This window comes from Mycolicibacterium parafortuitum, from assembly GCF_010725485.1.
Classification (GTDB): Bacteria; Actinomycetota; Actinomycetes; order Mycobacteriales; family Mycobacteriaceae; genus Mycobacterium.
This window is the reverse complement of record NZ_AP022598.1, coordinates 317,646-334,760: the sequence shown is the minus strand read 5'-3', so window position 1 is coordinate 334,760 and position 17,115 is coordinate 317,646. Positions and strand designations below refer to the sequence as shown.

Genomic DNA, 17,115 nt, shown 5'->3' with positions numbered 1-17,115 from the left:
GCTATCGTTGGACGTTGCGCTGGCTGCGCCCTGCCCATCCTCATCCGCATCAACCGCCTGGTTCTGTCTGAGCCCTGCTCAGCGATCTAGTCGCGTGCCGTGCGTCCGGGTGGCTGGCCAAAGCCAGCCGAACCGACGCAGATAAGCGACGACGCGGATCCCGAATGGCTTCCGGCAGAGTCGCGTGAGGTGCTGGAAGGATGCATCTTGGCAGGGTCCCGCCAGATCGAGTCAACCACTAACAACTCCGTTCCCGGAGCACCAAATCGAATTTCCTTCGCCAAGCTCCGTGAGCCTCTTGAGGTTCCGGGGCTTCTCGACGTTCAGACCGAGTCGTTCGAATGGCTGATCGGTTCCGAGGATTGGTTCCAGCGCGCGGTCGACCGCGGGGACGTTGACCCCAAGGGCGGTCTGCAGGAGGTCCTCGAAGAGCTGTCGCCGATCGAGGACTTCTCCGGCTCGATGTCGCTGTCGTTCTCCGATCCGCGCTTCGACGAGGTCAAGGCGCCCGTCGACGAGTGCAAAGACAAGGACATGACGTACGCGGCTCCGCTGTTCGTCACGGCCGAGTTCATCAACAACAACACCGGCGAGATCAAGAGCCAGACGGTCTTCATGGGCGACTTCCCGATGATGACCGAAAAGGGCACCTTCATCATCAACGGCACCGAGCGCGTCGTCGTGTCGCAGCTCGTCCGTTCGCCCGGTGTGTACTTCGACGAGACCATCGACAAGTCCACCGAGAAGACGCTGCACAGCGTCAAGGTGATCCCCGGCCGCGGTGCATGGCTGGAGTTCGACGTCGACAAGCGCGACACCGTCGGCGTCCGGATCGACCGCAAGCGCCGTCAGCCCGTCACCGTGCTGCTCAAGGCGCTCGGCTGGACCAACGAGCAGATCACGGAGCGCTTCGGCTTCTCCGAGATCATGATGAGCACGCTGGAGAAGGACAACACCGCAGGCACCGACGAGGCGCTGCTGGACATCTACCGCAAGCTGCGCCCGGGCGAGCCGCCGACCAAGGAGTCCGCGCAGACCCTGCTGGAGAACCTGTTCTTCAAGGAGAAGCGCTACGACCTGGCCCGCGTCGGCCGCTACAAGGTCAACAAGAAGCTCGGCCTCAACGCCGGTCAGCCGATCACCAGCTCGACGCTGACCGAAGAGGACGTCGTCGCGACAATCGAGTACCTGGTGCGTCTGCACCAGGGCGACACGGTCATGACCGCCCCCGGTGGGGTCGAGGTTCCCGTCGAGGTCGACGACATCGACCACTTCGGCAACCGCCGCCTGCGTACCGTCGGCGAGCTGATCCAGAACCAGATCCGGGTCGGCCTGTCCCGCATGGAGCGCGTCGTGCGTGAGCGCATGACCACCCAGGACGTCGAGGCGATCACGCCGCAGACCCTGATCAACATCCGTCCCGTCGTGGCGGCGATCAAGGAGTTCTTCGGCACCAGCCAGCTGTCGCAGTTCATGGACCAGAACAACCCGCTGTCGGGTCTGACCCACAAGCGCCGTCTGTCGGCGCTGGGTCCCGGCGGTCTGTCCCGTGAGCGCGCCGGCCTCGAGGTCCGCGACGTGCACTCCAGCCACTACGGCCGGATGTGCCCGATCGAGACCCCTGAGGGTCCGAACATCGGCCTGATCGGCTCGCTGTCGGTGTATGCCCGGGTCAACCCGTTCGGCTTCATCGAGACGCCGTATCGGAAGGTGGTCGACGGGGTCGTCACGGATGAGATCGAGTACCTGACCGCCGACGAGGAGGACCGCCACGTCGTGGCGCAGGCCAACTCGCCGATCGACGCCGACAACCGGTTCACCGAGGCGAAGATCCTGGTCCGCCGTAAGGGCGGCGAGGTCGAGTTCGTCTCGGCCTCCGAGGTCGACTACATGGACGTCTCGCCGCGCCAGATGGTGTCGGTCGCGACGGCGATGATCCCGTTCCTCGAGCACGACGACGCTAACCGCGCCCTGATGGGTGCGAACATGCAGCGTCAGGCGGTCCCGCTGGTCCGTAGCGAGGCCCCGCTCGTGGGCACCGGTATGGAGCTGCGCGCCGCGATCGACGCCGGCGACGTGGTCGTCACCGAGAAGGCCGGTGTGGTCGAAGAAGTCTCGGCCGACTACATCACCGTGATGGCCGACGACGGCACCCGGCACACCTACCGGATGCGCAAGTTCGCCCGCTCCAACCACGGCACCTGCGCCAACCAGCGTCCGATCGTGGACGCCGGCCAGCGTGTCGAGTCGGGCCAGGTCCTCGCCGACGGCCCGTGCACCGAGAACGGTGAGATGGCGCTCGGCAAGAACCTCCTCGTGGCGATCATGCCGTGGGAAGGCCACAACTACGAGGACGCGATCATCCTCTCGAACCGTCTGGTCGAAGAGGACGTGCTCACCTCGATCCACATCGAAGAGCACGAGATCGATGCCCGTGACACCAAGCTGGGCGCCGAGGAGATCACCCGGGACATCCCGAACGTCTCCGACGAGGTGCTCGCCGATCTCGACGAGCGCGGCATCATCCGCATCGGCGCCGAGGTCCGCGACGGCGACATCCTGGTCGGCAAGGTCACCCCGAAGGGCGAGACCGAGCTGACCCCCGAGGAGCGCCTGCTGCGCGCCATCTTCGGTGAGAAGGCCCGCGAGGTCCGCGACACGTCGCTGAAGGTGCCTCACGGTGAGTCCGGCAAGGTCATCGGCATCCGCGTGTTCTCCCGCGAGGACGACGACGAGCTGCCTGCCGGTGTCAACGAGCTGGTCCGCGTCTACGTGGCCCAGAAGCGCAAGATCTCCGACGGCGACAAGCTCGCCGGACGTCACGGCAACAAGGGCGTCATCGGCAAGATCCTGCCCGTCGAGGACATGCCGTTCCTGCCGGACGGCACCCCGGTGGACATCATCCTGAACACCCACGGTGTGCCGCGTCGTATGAACATCGGCCAGATCCTGGAGACCCACCTCGGGTGGGTGGCCAAGGCGGGCTGGAACATCGACGTCGCCGCCGGTGTACCGGACTGGGCGTCCAAGCTGCCCGAGGAGCTGTACGCGGCTCCGTCGAACAGCACGGTCGCGACCCCGGTGTTCGACGGTGCGCAGGAAGGCGAACTCGCCGGCCTGCTCGGCTCGACCCTGCCGAACCGCGACGGTGAGGTCATGGTCAACGCCGACGGCAAGGCGACGTTGTTCGACGGCCGCAGTGGTGAACCGTTCCCGTACCCGGTGACGGTCGGCTACATGTACATCCTGAAGCTGCACCACCTGGTCGACGACAAGATCCACGCCCGCTCGACCGGTCCGTACTCGATGATCACCCAGCAGCCGCTCGGTGGTAAGGCGCAGTTCGGTGGTCAGCGATTCGGCGAGATGGAGTGCTGGGCCATGCAGGCCTACGGCGCGGCGTACACGCTGCAGGAGCTGCTCACCATCAAGTCCGACGACACGGTCGGCCGCGTGAAGGTCTACGAGGCCATCGTCAAGGGCGAGAACATCCCCGAGCCGGGCATCCCGGAGTCGTTCAAGGTGCTTCTCAAGGAGCTGCAGTCGCTGTGCCTCAACGTCGAGGTCCTGTCTTCGGACGGTGCGGCGATCGAGATGCGTGACGGTGACGACGAGGACCTGGAGCGTGCCGCTGCCAACCTCGGAATCAACCTGTCCCGCAACGAATCCGCATCTGTCGAAGACCTGGCCTGATAGTCAAGTTTCAACACCCGCAAGGGGAAAGGGAGTTACGTGCTCGACGTCAACTTCTTCGATGAACTCCGCATCGGTCTCGCGACCGCGGACGACATCCGCAACTGGTCCTACGGCGAGGTCAAGAAGCCGGAGACCATCAACTACCGCACGCTCAAGCCCGAGAAGGACGGCCTGTTCTGCGAGAAGATCTTCGGACCGACTCGCGACTGGGAGTGCTACTGCGGTAAGTACAAGCGCGTCCGGTTCAAGGGCATCATCTGTGAGCGCTGCGGCGTCGAGGTGACCCGCGCCAAGGTGCGTCGTGAGCGGATGGGCCACATCGAACTGGCCGCACCCGTCACGCACATCTGGTACTTCAAGGGCGTGCCGTCCCGGTTGGGCTACCTGCTCGACCTGGCGCCGAAGGATCTCGAGAAGATCATCTACTTCGCGGCCTACGTGATCACCTCCGTCGACGACGAGATGCGCCACAACGAGCTCTCCACGCTGGAGGCCGAGATGGCCGTCGAGCGCAAGGCGATCGAGGATCAGCGCGACGCCGACCTGGAGGCCCGGGCCCAGAAGCTCGAAGCCGACATGAAGGAGCTCGAGGACGAGGGCGCCAAGAGCGACGTCAAGCGCAAGGTCCGCGACGGCGGCGAGCGCGAGATGCGGCAGCTGCGCGACCGGGCCCAGCGTGAGCTGGACCGGCTCGACGAGATCTGGACGACGTTCACCAAGCTCGCTCCCAAGCAGCTGATCGTCGACGAGATGCTCTACCGCGAGCTGCAGGACCGCTACGGCGAGTACTTCGAGGGCGCCATGGGTGCCGAGTCGATCAAGAAGCTCATCGAGACCTTCGACATCGACGCCGAGGCAGACTCGCTGCGCGACACCATCAAGAACGGCAAGGGCCAGAAGAAGCTGCGTGCGCTCAAGCGACTCAAGGTCGTCGCGGCGTTCCAGACGAACCGGAACTCGCCGATGGGCATGGTCCTCGACGCCGTTCCGGTGATCCCGCCGGAGCTGCGCCCGATGGTTCAGCTCGACGGCGGCCGGTTCGCGACCTCCGATCTGAACGACCTGTACCGCCGCGTCATCAACCGCAACAACCGGCTCAAGCGACTGATCGACCTCGGCGCCCCCGAGATCATCGTCAACAACGAGAAGCGCATGCTCCAGGAGTCGGTGGACGCGCTGTTCGACAACGGCCGCCGCGGCCGTCCGGTCACGGGGCCGGGCAACCGTCCGCTCAAGTCGCTGTCGGATCTACTCAAGGGCAAGCAGGGCCGGTTCCGTCAGAACCTGCTCGGCAAGCGCGTCGACTACTCGGGCCGCTCGGTCATCGTCGTCGGCCCGCAGCTGAAGCTGCACCAGTGCGGTCTGCCGAAGCTGATGGCTCTCGAGCTGTTCAAGCCGTTCGTGATGAAGCGTCTGGTCGACCTGAACCACGCGCAGAACATCAAGAGCGCCAAGCGCATGGTGGAACGTCAGCGCCCCCAGGTGTGGGATGTTCTCGAAGAGGTCATCGCCGAGCACCCGGTGCTGCTGAACCGCGCACCTACGCTGCACCGCCTGGGCATCCAGGCCTTCGAGCCGCAGCTGGTGGAGGGCAAGGCAATCCAGCTGCACCCGCTGGTGTGTGAGGCGTTCAACGCCGACTTCGACGGCGACCAGATGGCCGTGCACCTTCCGCTGTCCGCGGAGGCGCAGGCCGAGGCCCGCATCCTGATGCTGTCCTCGAACAACATCCTGTCGCCGGCGTCGGGCCGCCCGCTGGCCATGCCGCGTCTGGACATGGTCACCGGCCTGTACTACCTGACCACCGAGATCGACGGCGACAAGGGCGAATTCGCCCCCGCCGGCAAGGATCAGGCGGAGACGGGTGTGTACAGCAGCCCGGCCGAGGCCATCATGGCGATGGACCGTGGCGCGCTGAGCGTGCGGGCCAAGATCAAGGTGCGGCTGACCAACCAGCGTCCGCCGGCCGACATCGAGGCGCAGCTGTTCGAGAACGGCTGGAACCCGGGCGACGCCTGGACCGCCGAGACCACGCTGGGTCGGGTGCTGTTCAACGAACTGCTGCCCAAGGGCTATCCGTTCGTCAACGAGCAGATGCACAAGAAGGTGCAGGCCCGGATCATCAACGATCTGGCCGAGCGCTACCCGATGATCGTCGTCGCGCAGACCGTCGACAAGCTCAAGGATGCCGGCTTCTACTGGGCCACCCGTTCGGGTGTCACCGTGTCGATGGCCGACGTGCTGGTTCCCCCGCAGAAGCAGGAGATCCTCGAGCGCTACGAGACCGAAGCCGACGGCATCGAGAAGCAGTACCAGCGCGGCAAGCTCAACAAGGACGAGCGCAACGAAGCGTTGGTGAAGATCTGGCAGGACGCGACCGAAGAGGTCGGTAAGGCGCTGGAGGCTCACTACCCGGCCGACAACCCGATCATCACGATCGTGAAGTCCGGCGCCACGGGTAACTTCACCCAGACCCGCACGCTCGCGGGCATGAAGGGTCTGGTGACCAACCCGAAGGGTGAGTTCATCCCGCGTCCCATCAAGTCCTCGTTCCGCGAGGGCCTGACGGTGCTGGAGTACTTCATCAACACCCACGGTGCGCGTAAGGGTCTGGCCGACACGGCGCTTCGTACCGCCGACTCGGGCTACCTGACCCGTCGTCTGGTCGACGTGTCGCAGGACGTCATCGTCCGCGAGACCGACTGCGAGACCGAGCGTGGCATCACCGTCACGCTGGCCGAACTGCAGGGTGACCAGCTGGTGCGCGATCAGCACATCGAGACCTCCGCGTACGCGCGGACGCTGGCCACCGATGCGGTCGACGCCGACGGCAATGTCGTCGTCGAGCGTGGGCATGACCTCGGTGACCCGGCCATCGATGCGCTGTTGGCCGCGGGCATCACCGAGGTCAAGGTCCGCTCCGTGCTGACCTGCGGCACCGGTACCGGCGTGTGCGCGATGTGCTACGGCCGTTCGATGGCCACCGGCAAGCTGGTCGACATCGGCGAGGCCGTCGGCATCGTCGCCGCCCAGTCCATCGGTGAGCCCGGCACGCAGCTGACCATGCGTACCTTCCACCAGGGTGGTGTCACCGGCGGCGCCGACATCGTCGGTGGTCTGCCCCGTGTGCAGGAGCTGTTCGAGGCGCGCGTTCCGCGTAACCGTGCCCCGATCGCCGATGTGTCCGGCCGGGTCCGGCTGGAGGAGAGCGACAAGTTCTACAAGATCACCATCGTTCCCGACGACGGGGGCGAAGAGGTCGTGTACGACAAGCTCTCGCGTCGTCAGCGCCTGAAGGTGTTCAAGCACGAGGACGGCTCCGAGCGTCTGCTGACCGACGGCGACCACGTCGAGGTCGGACAGCAGCTGCTGGAAGGCTCGGCCGACCCGCATGAGGTGCTGCGCATCCAGGGTCCCCGCGAGGTGCAGATCCACCTCGTCAAGGAGGTCCAGGAGGTCTACCGCGCCCAGGGTGTGTCGATCCACGACAAGCACATCGAGGTCATCGTCCGGCAGATGCTGCGTCGGGTCACGATCATCGATTCGGGTGCGACGGAGTTCCTGCCCGGCTCGCTGACCGAGCGCGGCGAGTTCGAGACCGAGAACCGTCGCGTCGTGGCCGAGGGCGGCGAGCCCGCGGCCGGCCGTCCGGTGCTGATGGGTATCACGAAGGCGTCGCTGGCCACAGATTCGTGGCTGTCGGCGGCGTCGTTCCAGGAGACCACCCGCGTGCTGACCGATGCGGCGATCAACTGCCGCAGCGACAAGCTGCAGGGTCTGAAGGAGAACGTGATCATCGGCAAGCTGATCCCGGCCGGTACCGGCATCAACCGGTACCGCAACATCCAGGTTCAGCCGACCGAAGAGGCCCGCGCTGCGGCGTACACGATCCCGTCCTACGAGGATCAGTACTACAGCCCGGACTTCGGCCAGGCCACCGGCGCTGCGGTGCCGCTGGACGATTACGGCTACTCCGACTACCGGTAGGTCGTCAGAGTCACGTCGCACGGGAACCCCCGCTCCTCTGAGGAGGGCGGGGGTTTCCCCGTTCCGGGGCCGCCCGGCCGCCACGTCTGCGAGCCGATAATCTGCCCGGGATGCTGATGAACGCGCTGTGGTTTGCGGTCGGTCTGTTGGTCCTGATCGTCGGTGCGGAGGTCATGGTCAGAGGTGGTGCGGCCGTGGCTGCCCGGCTGGGGATCAGCCCGATCGTCATCGGACTGACCGTGGTCTCGATCGGGACCAGCGCGCCCGAGCTCGCCGTCGGCGTCGTCTCGGCGGCTGACGGCAGCGGTGCGCTCGCGGTCGGCAACATCGCCGGAACCAATGTCGTCAACATCCTGCTGATTCTGGGTCTGAGCGCGCTACTGGTGCCGCTGGCGCTGGAGATGCGGACGATCCGGTTCGAGCTGCCGATGATGGCCGTTGCCGCCCTGCTGTTCTGGGCGCTGGCCGCCGACGGACATCTCTCTCGGCTCGACGGTGCTGTCCTGGTCGCCGCGGCCGTCGGGTATACCGCGGCGGTGATGTGGTCGGCCCGACGCGAAAGCCTGGCGATCGCGGCCGAGTTCGCGTCCGAATTCGCCCCGGAGCCGGCCTCGGCGACGACACACGGCAAGCGGCGGACGGTGACACATGTCGCGATGACGATCGGCGGCATCATCATCGTCGTCATCGGCGCGGACTGGCTGGTCGACGGCGCGGTCGGGATGGCGCGTCAGTTCGGTGTGTCCGACGCGCTGATCGGTTTGACCGTCGTGGCAATCGGTACCTCGGCGCCCGAGCTGGTCACCACCGTGATGACCACGTTGCGTGGAGACCGCGACATCGCGATCGGGAACCTGATCGGCAGCAGCATCTACAACATCCTGCTGATCCTCGGCGTCACGTGCCTGGTTCCGGCGAACGGTCTCGCACTACCCGACAGCCTGGTCCGGGTCGACATCCCGGTGATGGTGGTCGTCGCGTTGATGTGTATCCCGATCTTCCTGTCGGGCCGGCGGGTGAGCAGGGGCGAGGGCGGCCTGATGGTCGCGGCCTACGTCGCGTATCTGGTGTTCGTGCTGACTACTCAGAGTTAGGCTCTCGCTAGACTCGACGCCGTGCTCATTGGTTCGCATGTCCACGGCGACGATCCCCTGGCCGCGGCCGAGGCCGACGGCGCCGACGTGGTGCAGTTCTTCCTCGGCAACCCGCAGAGCTGGAAGAAGCCACCGCCGCGCGACGACGCGGAGGTGCTCAAAGCCTCACCGCTGCCGATCTACGTGCACGCGCCGTATCTGATCAACGTCGCGTCGGCCAACAACCGGGTGCGCATCCCGTCCCGCAAGATCCTGCAGGACACCTGCGACGCCGCGTCGGCGATCGGCGCCACCGCGGTGATCGTGCACGGCGGCCACGCCGACGACAACGACATGGACGCCGGCTTCGAGCGCTGGGTGAAAGCGCTCGCCAGCTTGAACACCGACGTCCCGGTGTACCTGGAGAACACCGCGGGCGGGGACCACGCCATGGCCCGGCATTTCGACACGATCGCCCGGCTGTGGGACCACATCGGCGACACCGGCATCGGCTTCTGCCTGGACACCTGCCATGCCTGGGCCGCGGGCGAGGCGCTGATCGACGCCGTCGAACGGATCAAGGGCATCACCGGGCGTTTAGACCTGGTGCACTGCAACGACTCCCGGGATGCGGCAGGCTCGGGTGCGGACCGGCATGCCAACTTCGGTACCGGACAGATCGATCCGCAACTGCTGGTCGCGGTGGTCGAGGCTGCCGGCGCACCCGTCATCTGCGAGACGTCCGACGAGGGGCGCAAGGACGACATCGCGTTCCTGCGCGAACACCTCGGCCGCTGAGTCAGCCGGCCTGGATCTCCGAATACCGCTGCCGGGCACCGGCTTCCAGGGTGCCCCGCTGCTCGAGGAGTAACACGCACCGCGTCGCCAGGTCGAACGAGCCGTAGCAGTGGTGGGCGATGAGCGCGAGATGCTTGAGCTGCTCGTCGCTCATCGAGTCCGGCCGGGAGAAGTCGCGCACGTAGACGATGTCGGCCTCCAGGAGCTGGTTGAGCGCCCACCGGGGATTGTCGTTGACAACGTACGGCGCGATGGGCCACTGCTTGACGGCGGCGAAGCAGTGCGGAATGAAGCCCTGGCGGCGCAGCTCGACGTCGATGTCCCCGAGCGTCGGCTGATCTTTGTACAGCGACACGAAGGAGACCTCGGTCTGGAGGGCGACGGCGTCGGCGAGCTTGCCGCTGCCGTTGCTGAACACCGCGAGCTCGCCGCCCTGGATGTCGATCTTCAGGTAGTCCAGGTGCTCGATCTCGTCGATGTCGTCGAGACGACGGGTGTCCAGGGGCACCCGGTCGAGCACCTCGGCGTATGGCTGGAGCACATCGAAGAGCGCCAGGGTGTCCGGGTCCGGTTCGAACAGGCTGGTCATCCCTGAGCCTCGGCAGATGTTGAGCGTGTGTTGCTTTCCGTCGCCGACCGCGTGCGGCAGATAGCGCTCGTAGGGACCCTTCTTGTCCTGGAGGACTCGCAGCGCCTCCGGCTGGGGTTCGAATCCGGTCACCCGGCACAGTCCGGCGGTCAACATCGGCAGGTACGGGGGCTGACCGTCGATCGGGTTCGCCCCGATGTCGACGACGTCCGTCAGCCGTTCGGGTGACAAGAGATCGCGGAACGCAGTGCTCATGGTGTGGTGCTCATTGTGGGATTCGCCTTCATGCGGTGATGCAGAACGGTGGCGGTGCGCGACGAATCTATCGTGCTGCGCCGAGAGCGCGCCGAATCTTGCATCACCGGGGTTCGTTACGCGGATTATCCAGGGTGACTCACAGCCGGCAGGCAACCTTGCACGAAGTATTCCCACATTTGCTGTTCGCTGTCGTCATCCGAACGGCTGACGACGTTTCGGATTATGGACAGCGTTGTCGCACGGGGGATTTCGGCAGAAACGAGGCGCGTCCGGGGTCACGGTCGGGCATCCGAAGGAACGTGTGCGAGAAGGGTGGCTCAGCGCCGGTTCGCAACGCCAAACGAATTTGCTCTCCGGGTGCCTCTTGACACTCTGTCAAACACGGGCCGCTGTAGATGGCGGATGTCCTGACAATGCACGCCGCCCCTCGGTTGTCCATAGCTTGTGACCTGCTCGTTCTCTACGGATGCAGAGGCGATCTAGCAAACTTACGAAGAGGAAAATATTTGCATATGCACAAAGTCGAGGGGGCAATCTTTTTGCATGCGCAACCTCTCTGGGATCGGGGCGGCGGAAAAGCTTCTAGCAGGCATTTCCCGGTGCTAATTTCCCAGCGTCTGCGCTCCTGCAGGCACCGATCGGGTTTCTCAGTAGGGGGTTGTTCGCCTTGTCCAATCGACGTAAGCAAAAGTCTGGCGGTACCAAGAGTGTGGTCCGCCCTGTAATCACCACCGGCCTCGCCGGTGCGGGCATGTTGGCTGCCGGAATGATGTTCCTGGCGCCTCCAGGGGGCGCTGGTCCCGTGACCGCCGCCATTCAATTGACGTCGACGGACTCGGCCGATCCCTGGTACCTGCTCAACCTCGGTGGCGGGGCCAACCCGACCACCAATGCACTGGCCAACGCGGTCGACTACAGCCGCGCTTGCGGCCTGATCTGCAACGGCGCCGACGGCACCGCCGAGAACCCGAACGGCCAGGCCGGCGGCATCCTCTTCGGCAACGGCGGTAACGGCTGGAACAGCACCATCGCAGGTGTCGCGGGCGGTAACGGCGGTGCCGGTGGCGCGCTGAGCGGCAATGGCGGCAACGGTGGCAACGGCGGTGCGGGTGCCGCCGGCGGTAACGGTGGCAACGCCGGTGCATTCGCCCTGTTCGGCCGTGGTGGCAACGGTGGTAACGGCGGCGACGGCGTCATCGGCACCATCGGCACGATCGGCACGATCGGGGCCCAGGGTGCGGCCGGCGCGGTCGGCGTGACCAGTGATGTCGTCGGCTCGAACGGCGGCGCCACCGGTGGTCAGACCGGCCTGCCCGGCCTGCCGCCGATCGGCGAGGCGGGCGCGGCCGGAACCCCGGGCGCCGCGGGAGCAGTCGGCGGGATCGGATCGGCTGGCAGCCAAGGCGGTCCGGGCACCGCCGGTAGCACCGGTGCCGATGGCGCGGCCGGTGCGACCGGCACCGTGGGCACCGTGGGCGCCCCGGGGACAAGCGGCGGCACCGGTGGCACCGGCGGTACCGGTGGAACGGGCGGTATCGGCGGTATCGGCGGTGCCGGTGAAGCCGGTAAAGCCGGCGGAGTCGGTGGCACCGGTGCGGCCGGCGGCACGGGCGGAACCGGCACGCCCGGCGGCATCGGTGGCCAGGGCGGCGACGGCGGTACCGGCGCGACCGGCAACAAGGGTCTGACTGGCCTCAAGGGTCTCACCGGCGTTGCCGGCGGCCAGGGCGGTCAGGGCGGCGCCGGCGGCACCGGCGGCAAGGGCGCCGACTCGACCAGCCAGGGCGGCACCGGCAACGTCGGCGGCCTCGGCGGTAACGGTGGTAACGGCGGCAGCGGCGGCCTGTTCGGTAAGGGCGGCAACGCCGGTAACGGCGGCAAGGGCGGCACCGGCGGCACGGGCGGCACCGGCGGCACGGGCGGTACCGGTGGAACCGGCGGCACGGGCGGAACCGGCGGAACCGGCGGTAACGGTGGCACCGGTGGCACGGGCGGCGTCGGTGGCACCGGCGGAACCGGTGGCACGGGTGGCACGGGCGGCACGGGTGGCACCGGCGGAACCGGTGGCACGGGTGGCACCGGCGGCACGGGCGGCACGGGCGGCGTCGGCGGCCAGGGCGGCAACGGCGGCACGGGCGGCGTCGGCGGAACCGGCGGAACCGGCGGAACCGGTGGCACCGGCGGTCTCGGCAATGGCGCGACCGGTGCCGGCGGCCAGGGCGGCCAGGGTGGCACGGGCGGCACCGGCGGAACCGGCGGAACCGGCGGCGCAGGCGGCGCCGCGGGTGAGGGCGGTGCCGGTGGCACCGGCGGGCCCGGTGGACCCGGCGGAGCGGCGGGCGTCGGTGGCGCCGGCGGTGAAGGCGGCGATCCCGGCCCCGGCGGTGACGGCGGTGCTGCGGGTGCCGGTGGCCTCGGCGGCGTCGGCGGTGAAGGCGGCGCAGGCGGCGCAGGTGGCCCCGGCGGCAGTGCAGGCGGCGCAGGCGGCCAGGGCGGCCAGGCCGGCCAGGCCGGTGCCGGAGGCATCTTCGGTAGCGTCGGCGGCTCCGGCAAGGCCGGTGCGACCGGTGCGACCGGCGCCAGCGGTGCTGCGGGTGCGACGGGTGCCAAGGGCGCTACCGGTGCGACCGGAGCTCAGGGCGGGACCGGTAAGGCCGGCGCCTCGGGTGCAGCGGGCACCACTGCCGGCGCGACCGGTAAGGCCGGCGCGACCGGTAAGGCCGGTGCGACCGGTGCGACCGGTGCGACCGGTGCCAAGGGTGCCGGCGGCACTGCCGGAAAGGCCGGTGAAGCCGGCAAGCCCGGACAGGCCGGACAGGCCGGACAGCCCGGCGGCGGCGCATCCGGTTCGTCCGGTGGATCCGGTGGATCCGGTGGATCCGGCGGTGCCGGTGGTGCCGGTGGTGCCGGTGGCGCAGGCGGAGGCTCGAAGGCAGACTCTGACTAGTCCGACAACCGATCGGGTAGGCCCCCCTCCTTCGGGAGGGGGGCCTTCCCCTATCTCGCGCAGCGTTTTTCGCGCCCAGAAGAACCCGAGAGCGATGCTCCCGGGCTGATCGCAGAGAATTAAAGGCAGATGGTCTGGTTGCCGTGCCGGATCACGCGGTCTTCGCAGTGCCACAACACGGCTCGTGACAGCACGGCACGTTCGACATCGGCGCCGAGTCGGACCAGATCGTCGACGCTGTGCCGGTGGTCGACCCGGACGACGTCCTGCTCGATGATCGGGCCCTCGTCGAGGTCTTCGGTCACGTAATGCGCTGTCGCCCCGACGAGTTTTACGCCGCGCTCCTTGGCCCGCCGGTACGGCGACGCGCCGATGAACGCCGGCAGGAACGAATGGTGAATGTTGATCAGCGGGCACCCCACCGCTTCGATGAAGTTCGGGGTCAGTATCTGCATGTACCGGGCCAGCACCACCAGATCGACGTTGCCCCGCAGCAGATCGAGCTGACGTTGCTCGGCTTCGTCGCGAATATCCCTGCGGGCGGGCACGTGGATGAACGGCACTCCGAACGGCCGGACCGCATCAGCAAGGTCGGGATGGTTCGCGATCACCATCACCACGGACATGTCCAGCTCGCCGCGGCGGTTGCGCCACAACAGATCCAGCAGACAGTGGTCTTCCTTGGAAGCCATGATCGCCACGCGTTTGGGCTTGGCGGCTTCGGTGAGCCGGAAATCCATGTCGAAGGGATTCGCGACACGCTCGGTGAACTCGTGCTCCAGGTTGTCGCGGGCTGCGCTCAGGCCGGGCAGGTGGAAAATGGTGCGCTGCATGAACGTCCCACCGGTGCGCTCGGTGGAGTGCTGGTCCAGGGACACGATGTTGGCGCCCACGTCGGCGAGGAACGTGCTGACGGCCGCGACGAGCCCGGGCCGGTCCGCGCAGCGCAGTAGGAGCCGGCCGATGTCTTTCGGTCCGTGCAGCTCGGGGCCAGTGTGTTCCGACATCGCCTCAGCCTTGCAGGACGCAGAGGACTTCGTCGAGTGTGGCAGCGTTCCAGGCCGTTTGGCCCCCCTGCCACCGGGCGCAGTCGAACATCGCGGGTCCCTGCACGGCCGACTCGGCCAGCACGTAGCGTCCCGTGCCTTCGCTGCGGCGGACGGAATCCAGGGTGGCCACCGCCCCTTCGGGCTTGCTGGCATCCCGGAAGTTGATGCCGACCTGCGCGACGTCGGGCTCGGCGTCGAGAACCGCCGTCAGCCGCTTGAGATAATCCTCCTGCGCGAAGAACCGGTAACCCATGCCCAGATACAGCCAGTACCGCGTCGACACGTCGGCGCGAATCTGCATCGGACGTGCCCCCGGTGGGAACGGCCGGAACTCGATGGACGGGTAGAGCTCACGTAGCGCAGACCTGTCTTCGGGCCACAACCCCATATCGGCGACCAGGATCCGGGCGACTCGTGAAACGTCGGACGCACACTGGACGAACGAGTTCAGCGTCTGCTCGACCGCACTGCGGTCCGGTCCTGCGACGACGGTGACGGTGACATCGGCGCCGAACGGCGCGGAGCCCAGCTCCGAGATCCGGGTTCCGGGATAGCCGACGAAACTGTCGAGCAGCGCGGGAACGCAGACGTCGCGGTTTGCGGCGATCCGCTGGCGATCCTCTTCCGGGATGTCGTCGCGGGCGAGCATTCTCCGGCACAGGGCGAACGACTCCTCGTGCTCGCCGACCCAGGAACCGCAGACCGCGAGCTCGTCGTCGGCACGCCAGGTGTACACGTCCGTCGCGACGAACAGCGAATCAGCCTGCGGGACCGGGATGTCTGCGGCACGTTTGGCGAAAAGGTATCCGAGCTGGTAACGCTCGTGGCTTCGGTACCAGCTCGCGATCGAGTAGAGCGGCTCCGCTCTGGACGGCCGAAACTCCCAGGCGCGCAGGTAGGCATCCTGCACGTCTGGCCACGGCTCGCCGAGGCGCAGCATGCATTCCGCGACCCGGGCGAGCGAGTAATAGGTCTCTTCGTCATAGCCCGGCATCTCGGCGCGCCGGGCATACCACCGGCGGGCGTTCTCCATGTCGCCGTAGTCGAAATAGCTCTGGGCGAGGTAGAACACCGAACGGGGGTCGTCGGGGTTTCGTTCGACTTCCGCCAGCAGGATCTCGGCATCGCGTTGGTACTTCTGCGGGTCCAGGTTGCGCCCGCCCAGCCGCCGCGATGCGATGTAGTAGTCGCCTTCCAATCTCTGTTCGCTGAAAGGCACATCGCAGTCGGCGTACTCGTGAAGTACCCCGACGTAGCGCCACGGCATCCCGTCGCGGAAGAGCTGACGACGCCAATAGAACACGTCCGGCCCGTAATGCAGTTGGTAGACGTCGGCGGTCAGGTCGCTGAAATCGGGTGTTCCGACCACGATGTCGTCAGCATCCATCACCCAGATGTAGTCGGCGCGACCGCGGGCGAGATCGAGCGCCTCGGACCTGTTGTGTCCGAAGTCCCGCCACCGGCGTTCGTGCAGTTCGCCCGGAATGCCCAGCGCCGCCATGTGATCGCGGACTTTGTCCTGGGTCCCGTCCTCGGAGCCGGTGTCGACGATCACCCACGACGAGATGTACGGGGCAACCGAGTCGAGGACCTCGTGGACGACGTGTGCTTCGTTGCGCACGATCATGTTCAGGCAGATCGTGGGCCTGTCGCCGGACATCGGCGGTTATGCCGTCTTCTGGTAGACCAGCCAACGCATCTCGACCGGGCACTGTTCCCGCGGCAGGTCGAAGAGGTCCTGTCCGCTGACCCATTCCGCGTACCAACCGGTGTGCGGCCACGCCCCGGCGGGGAGGTTCTCCTTCTCGAAGTCGTATACCGAGTCGTTGGTCATCAGGCGCAGGGGTAGGCCGGCGGATGCGGTGTCGATCTCCTCGCCGGTGAAGATCGCCGAATACACCTGCTGTCCCAGCTCGCGAGCCGCCTGTGCCAGCGCGTTCACCGCGTCATCGGACATGTGGAACGGCTTCGGCATGAAGACGTTGAACACCAGTTGCCCACCCGGAGCGAGGCATTCGGCGGCCAGCTCGAAGACGGCGCGGAGCTGCTCGAGGCTGCTGAAATCCGATACCACCTCGGACAGGATGATCAGCTGGTAGTCCTTCTGCAGGTCGTCGAGCGAGTCGAAGATGTCCCGGTCGATGACCCGGACGTTCAGCAGATGCCTGTAGGCCTCTTCGCGGAGGATCTCGGCGAACTTCGGGCTCAGTTCGACCGCGTCGACAGGGTGACCTTTGCGGGCCAACGCCAGCGCGTTACGGCCGGTCCCCGCGCCGATGTCGAGCACGCGCGCCGTGGTCGGATCGGCGAATTGCGCGGACAGCGCCGCGACCCTGGCGTCGGGATGGGTGCCGAACAACGGCGGTTTGCGGGTGGCGGCCCAGTTGTCGTAGGTGTCCGCCAACGAGGCCCACTGCGGCTGAATGTGGTAATTCAGCACCGTTCCGACCGGAGCGTCATAGGTGATGATGATGTTGGACCGGTTCGATCCCTCGAAAGCGTTAGCCAGCTCTTTGGCGAGCAACGTGCGCAGGTGGGCGAGTTCGTCGTTGTTGAATCTGCGTCCCAGTGCGGCAAAAATCTTGTTGCACATGGAAACATATTCATCGACCATGGCCGGTACCGCCGGCAGCGTGATCGTCCCGCCAGAGACCCCTCGGCGGAGCAGTCTCCGCGTCAGCGCGTCGCGCATGTAGGCCGTGTCGATCGACATGTGAA

At 66.8% G+C, this 17,115-nt stretch carries 9 protein-coding genes; 5 read left to right on the top strand and 4 right to left on the bottom strand.

Annotation, left to right across the window (positions count from 1 at the left end; all coding sequences use genetic code 11):
- Nucleotides 1-189 precede the first annotated feature (189 nt).
- The 4 genes from rpoB to NTM_RS01550 all read left to right on the top strand — a co-directional run bounded on the left by rpoB (nt 190) and on the right by NTM_RS01550 (nt 9,554).
- Entirely contained in the window at nt 190-3,693 is a 3,504-nt protein-coding gene (gene rpoB, locus NTM_RS01565; protein ID WP_104862118.1) for a DNA-directed RNA polymerase subunit beta, read from the top strand.
- 39 nt (nt 3,694-3,732) lie between these two features.
- The gene (locus NTM_RS01560; RefSeq protein ID WP_104862119.1) at nt 3,733-7,683 is read left to right on the top strand and encodes a DNA-directed RNA polymerase subunit beta'; all 3,951 of its coding nucleotides are present in this window, start codon (nt 3,733-3,735) and stop codon (nt 7,681-7,683) included.
- A gap of 110 nt (nt 7,684-7,793) precedes the next feature.
- Complete coding sequence (locus NTM_RS01555; RefSeq protein WP_163765224.1) at nt 7,794-8,777, top strand: calcium/sodium antiporter; 984 nt, start codon at nt 7,794-7,796, stop codon at nt 8,775-8,777.
- Nucleotides 8,778-8,798: 21 nt separating this feature from the next.
- Nucleotides 8,799-9,554 (top strand): deoxyribonuclease IV, encoded by a 756-nt coding sequence (locus tag NTM_RS01550; protein ID WP_163765223.1) that lies wholly within the window; start codon nt 8,799-8,801, stop codon nt 9,552-9,554.
- 1 nt (nt 9,555) lies between these two features.
- Here the strand turns inward: NTM_RS01550 and NTM_RS01545 are convergent, their stop codons facing one another.
- Nucleotides 9,556-10,398, bottom strand: a complete 843-nt coding sequence (locus NTM_RS01545; RefSeq protein WP_163765222.1) for an FkbM family methyltransferase — start codon at nt 10,396-10,398, stop codon at nt 9,556-9,558.
- Nucleotides 10,399-11,167: 769 nt separating this feature from the next.
- Here NTM_RS01545 and NTM_RS28975 point away from each other — a divergent pair.
- Nucleotides 11,168-13,348, top strand: coding sequence for a PGRS repeat-containing protein (locus tag NTM_RS28975; protein ID WP_163769337.1), 2,181 nt, complete (start codon nt 11,168-11,170; stop codon nt 13,346-13,348).
- A 119-nt stretch (nt 13,349-13,467) separates the two neighbouring features.
- On the opposite strand, the gene purU is transcribed toward NTM_RS28975, so the two are convergent.
- From purU to NTM_RS01525, 3 genes are read right to left on the bottom strand one after another with little or no spacing between them, the layout of a single operon-like run.
- Entirely contained in the window at nt 13,468-14,355 is an 888-nt protein-coding gene (gene purU, locus NTM_RS01535) for a formyltetrahydrofolate deformylase (protein WP_163765221.1), read from the bottom strand.
- A 4-nt stretch (nt 14,356-14,359) separates the two neighbouring features.
- On the bottom strand, nt 14,360-16,057 hold the full coding sequence (locus NTM_RS01530; protein ID WP_163765220.1) for a tetratricopeptide repeat-containing glycosyltransferase: 1,698 nt from the start codon (nt 16,055-16,057) through the stop codon (nt 14,360-14,362).
- Between the two features lie 6 nt (nt 16,058-16,063).
- Nucleotides 16,064-17,110: a class I SAM-dependent methyltransferase gene (locus NTM_RS01525; RefSeq protein WP_163765219.1), complete on the bottom strand. Its 1,047-nt coding sequence runs from the start codon at nt 17,108-17,110 to the stop codon at nt 16,064-16,066.
- Nucleotides 17,111-17,115: the final 5 nt, after the last annotated feature.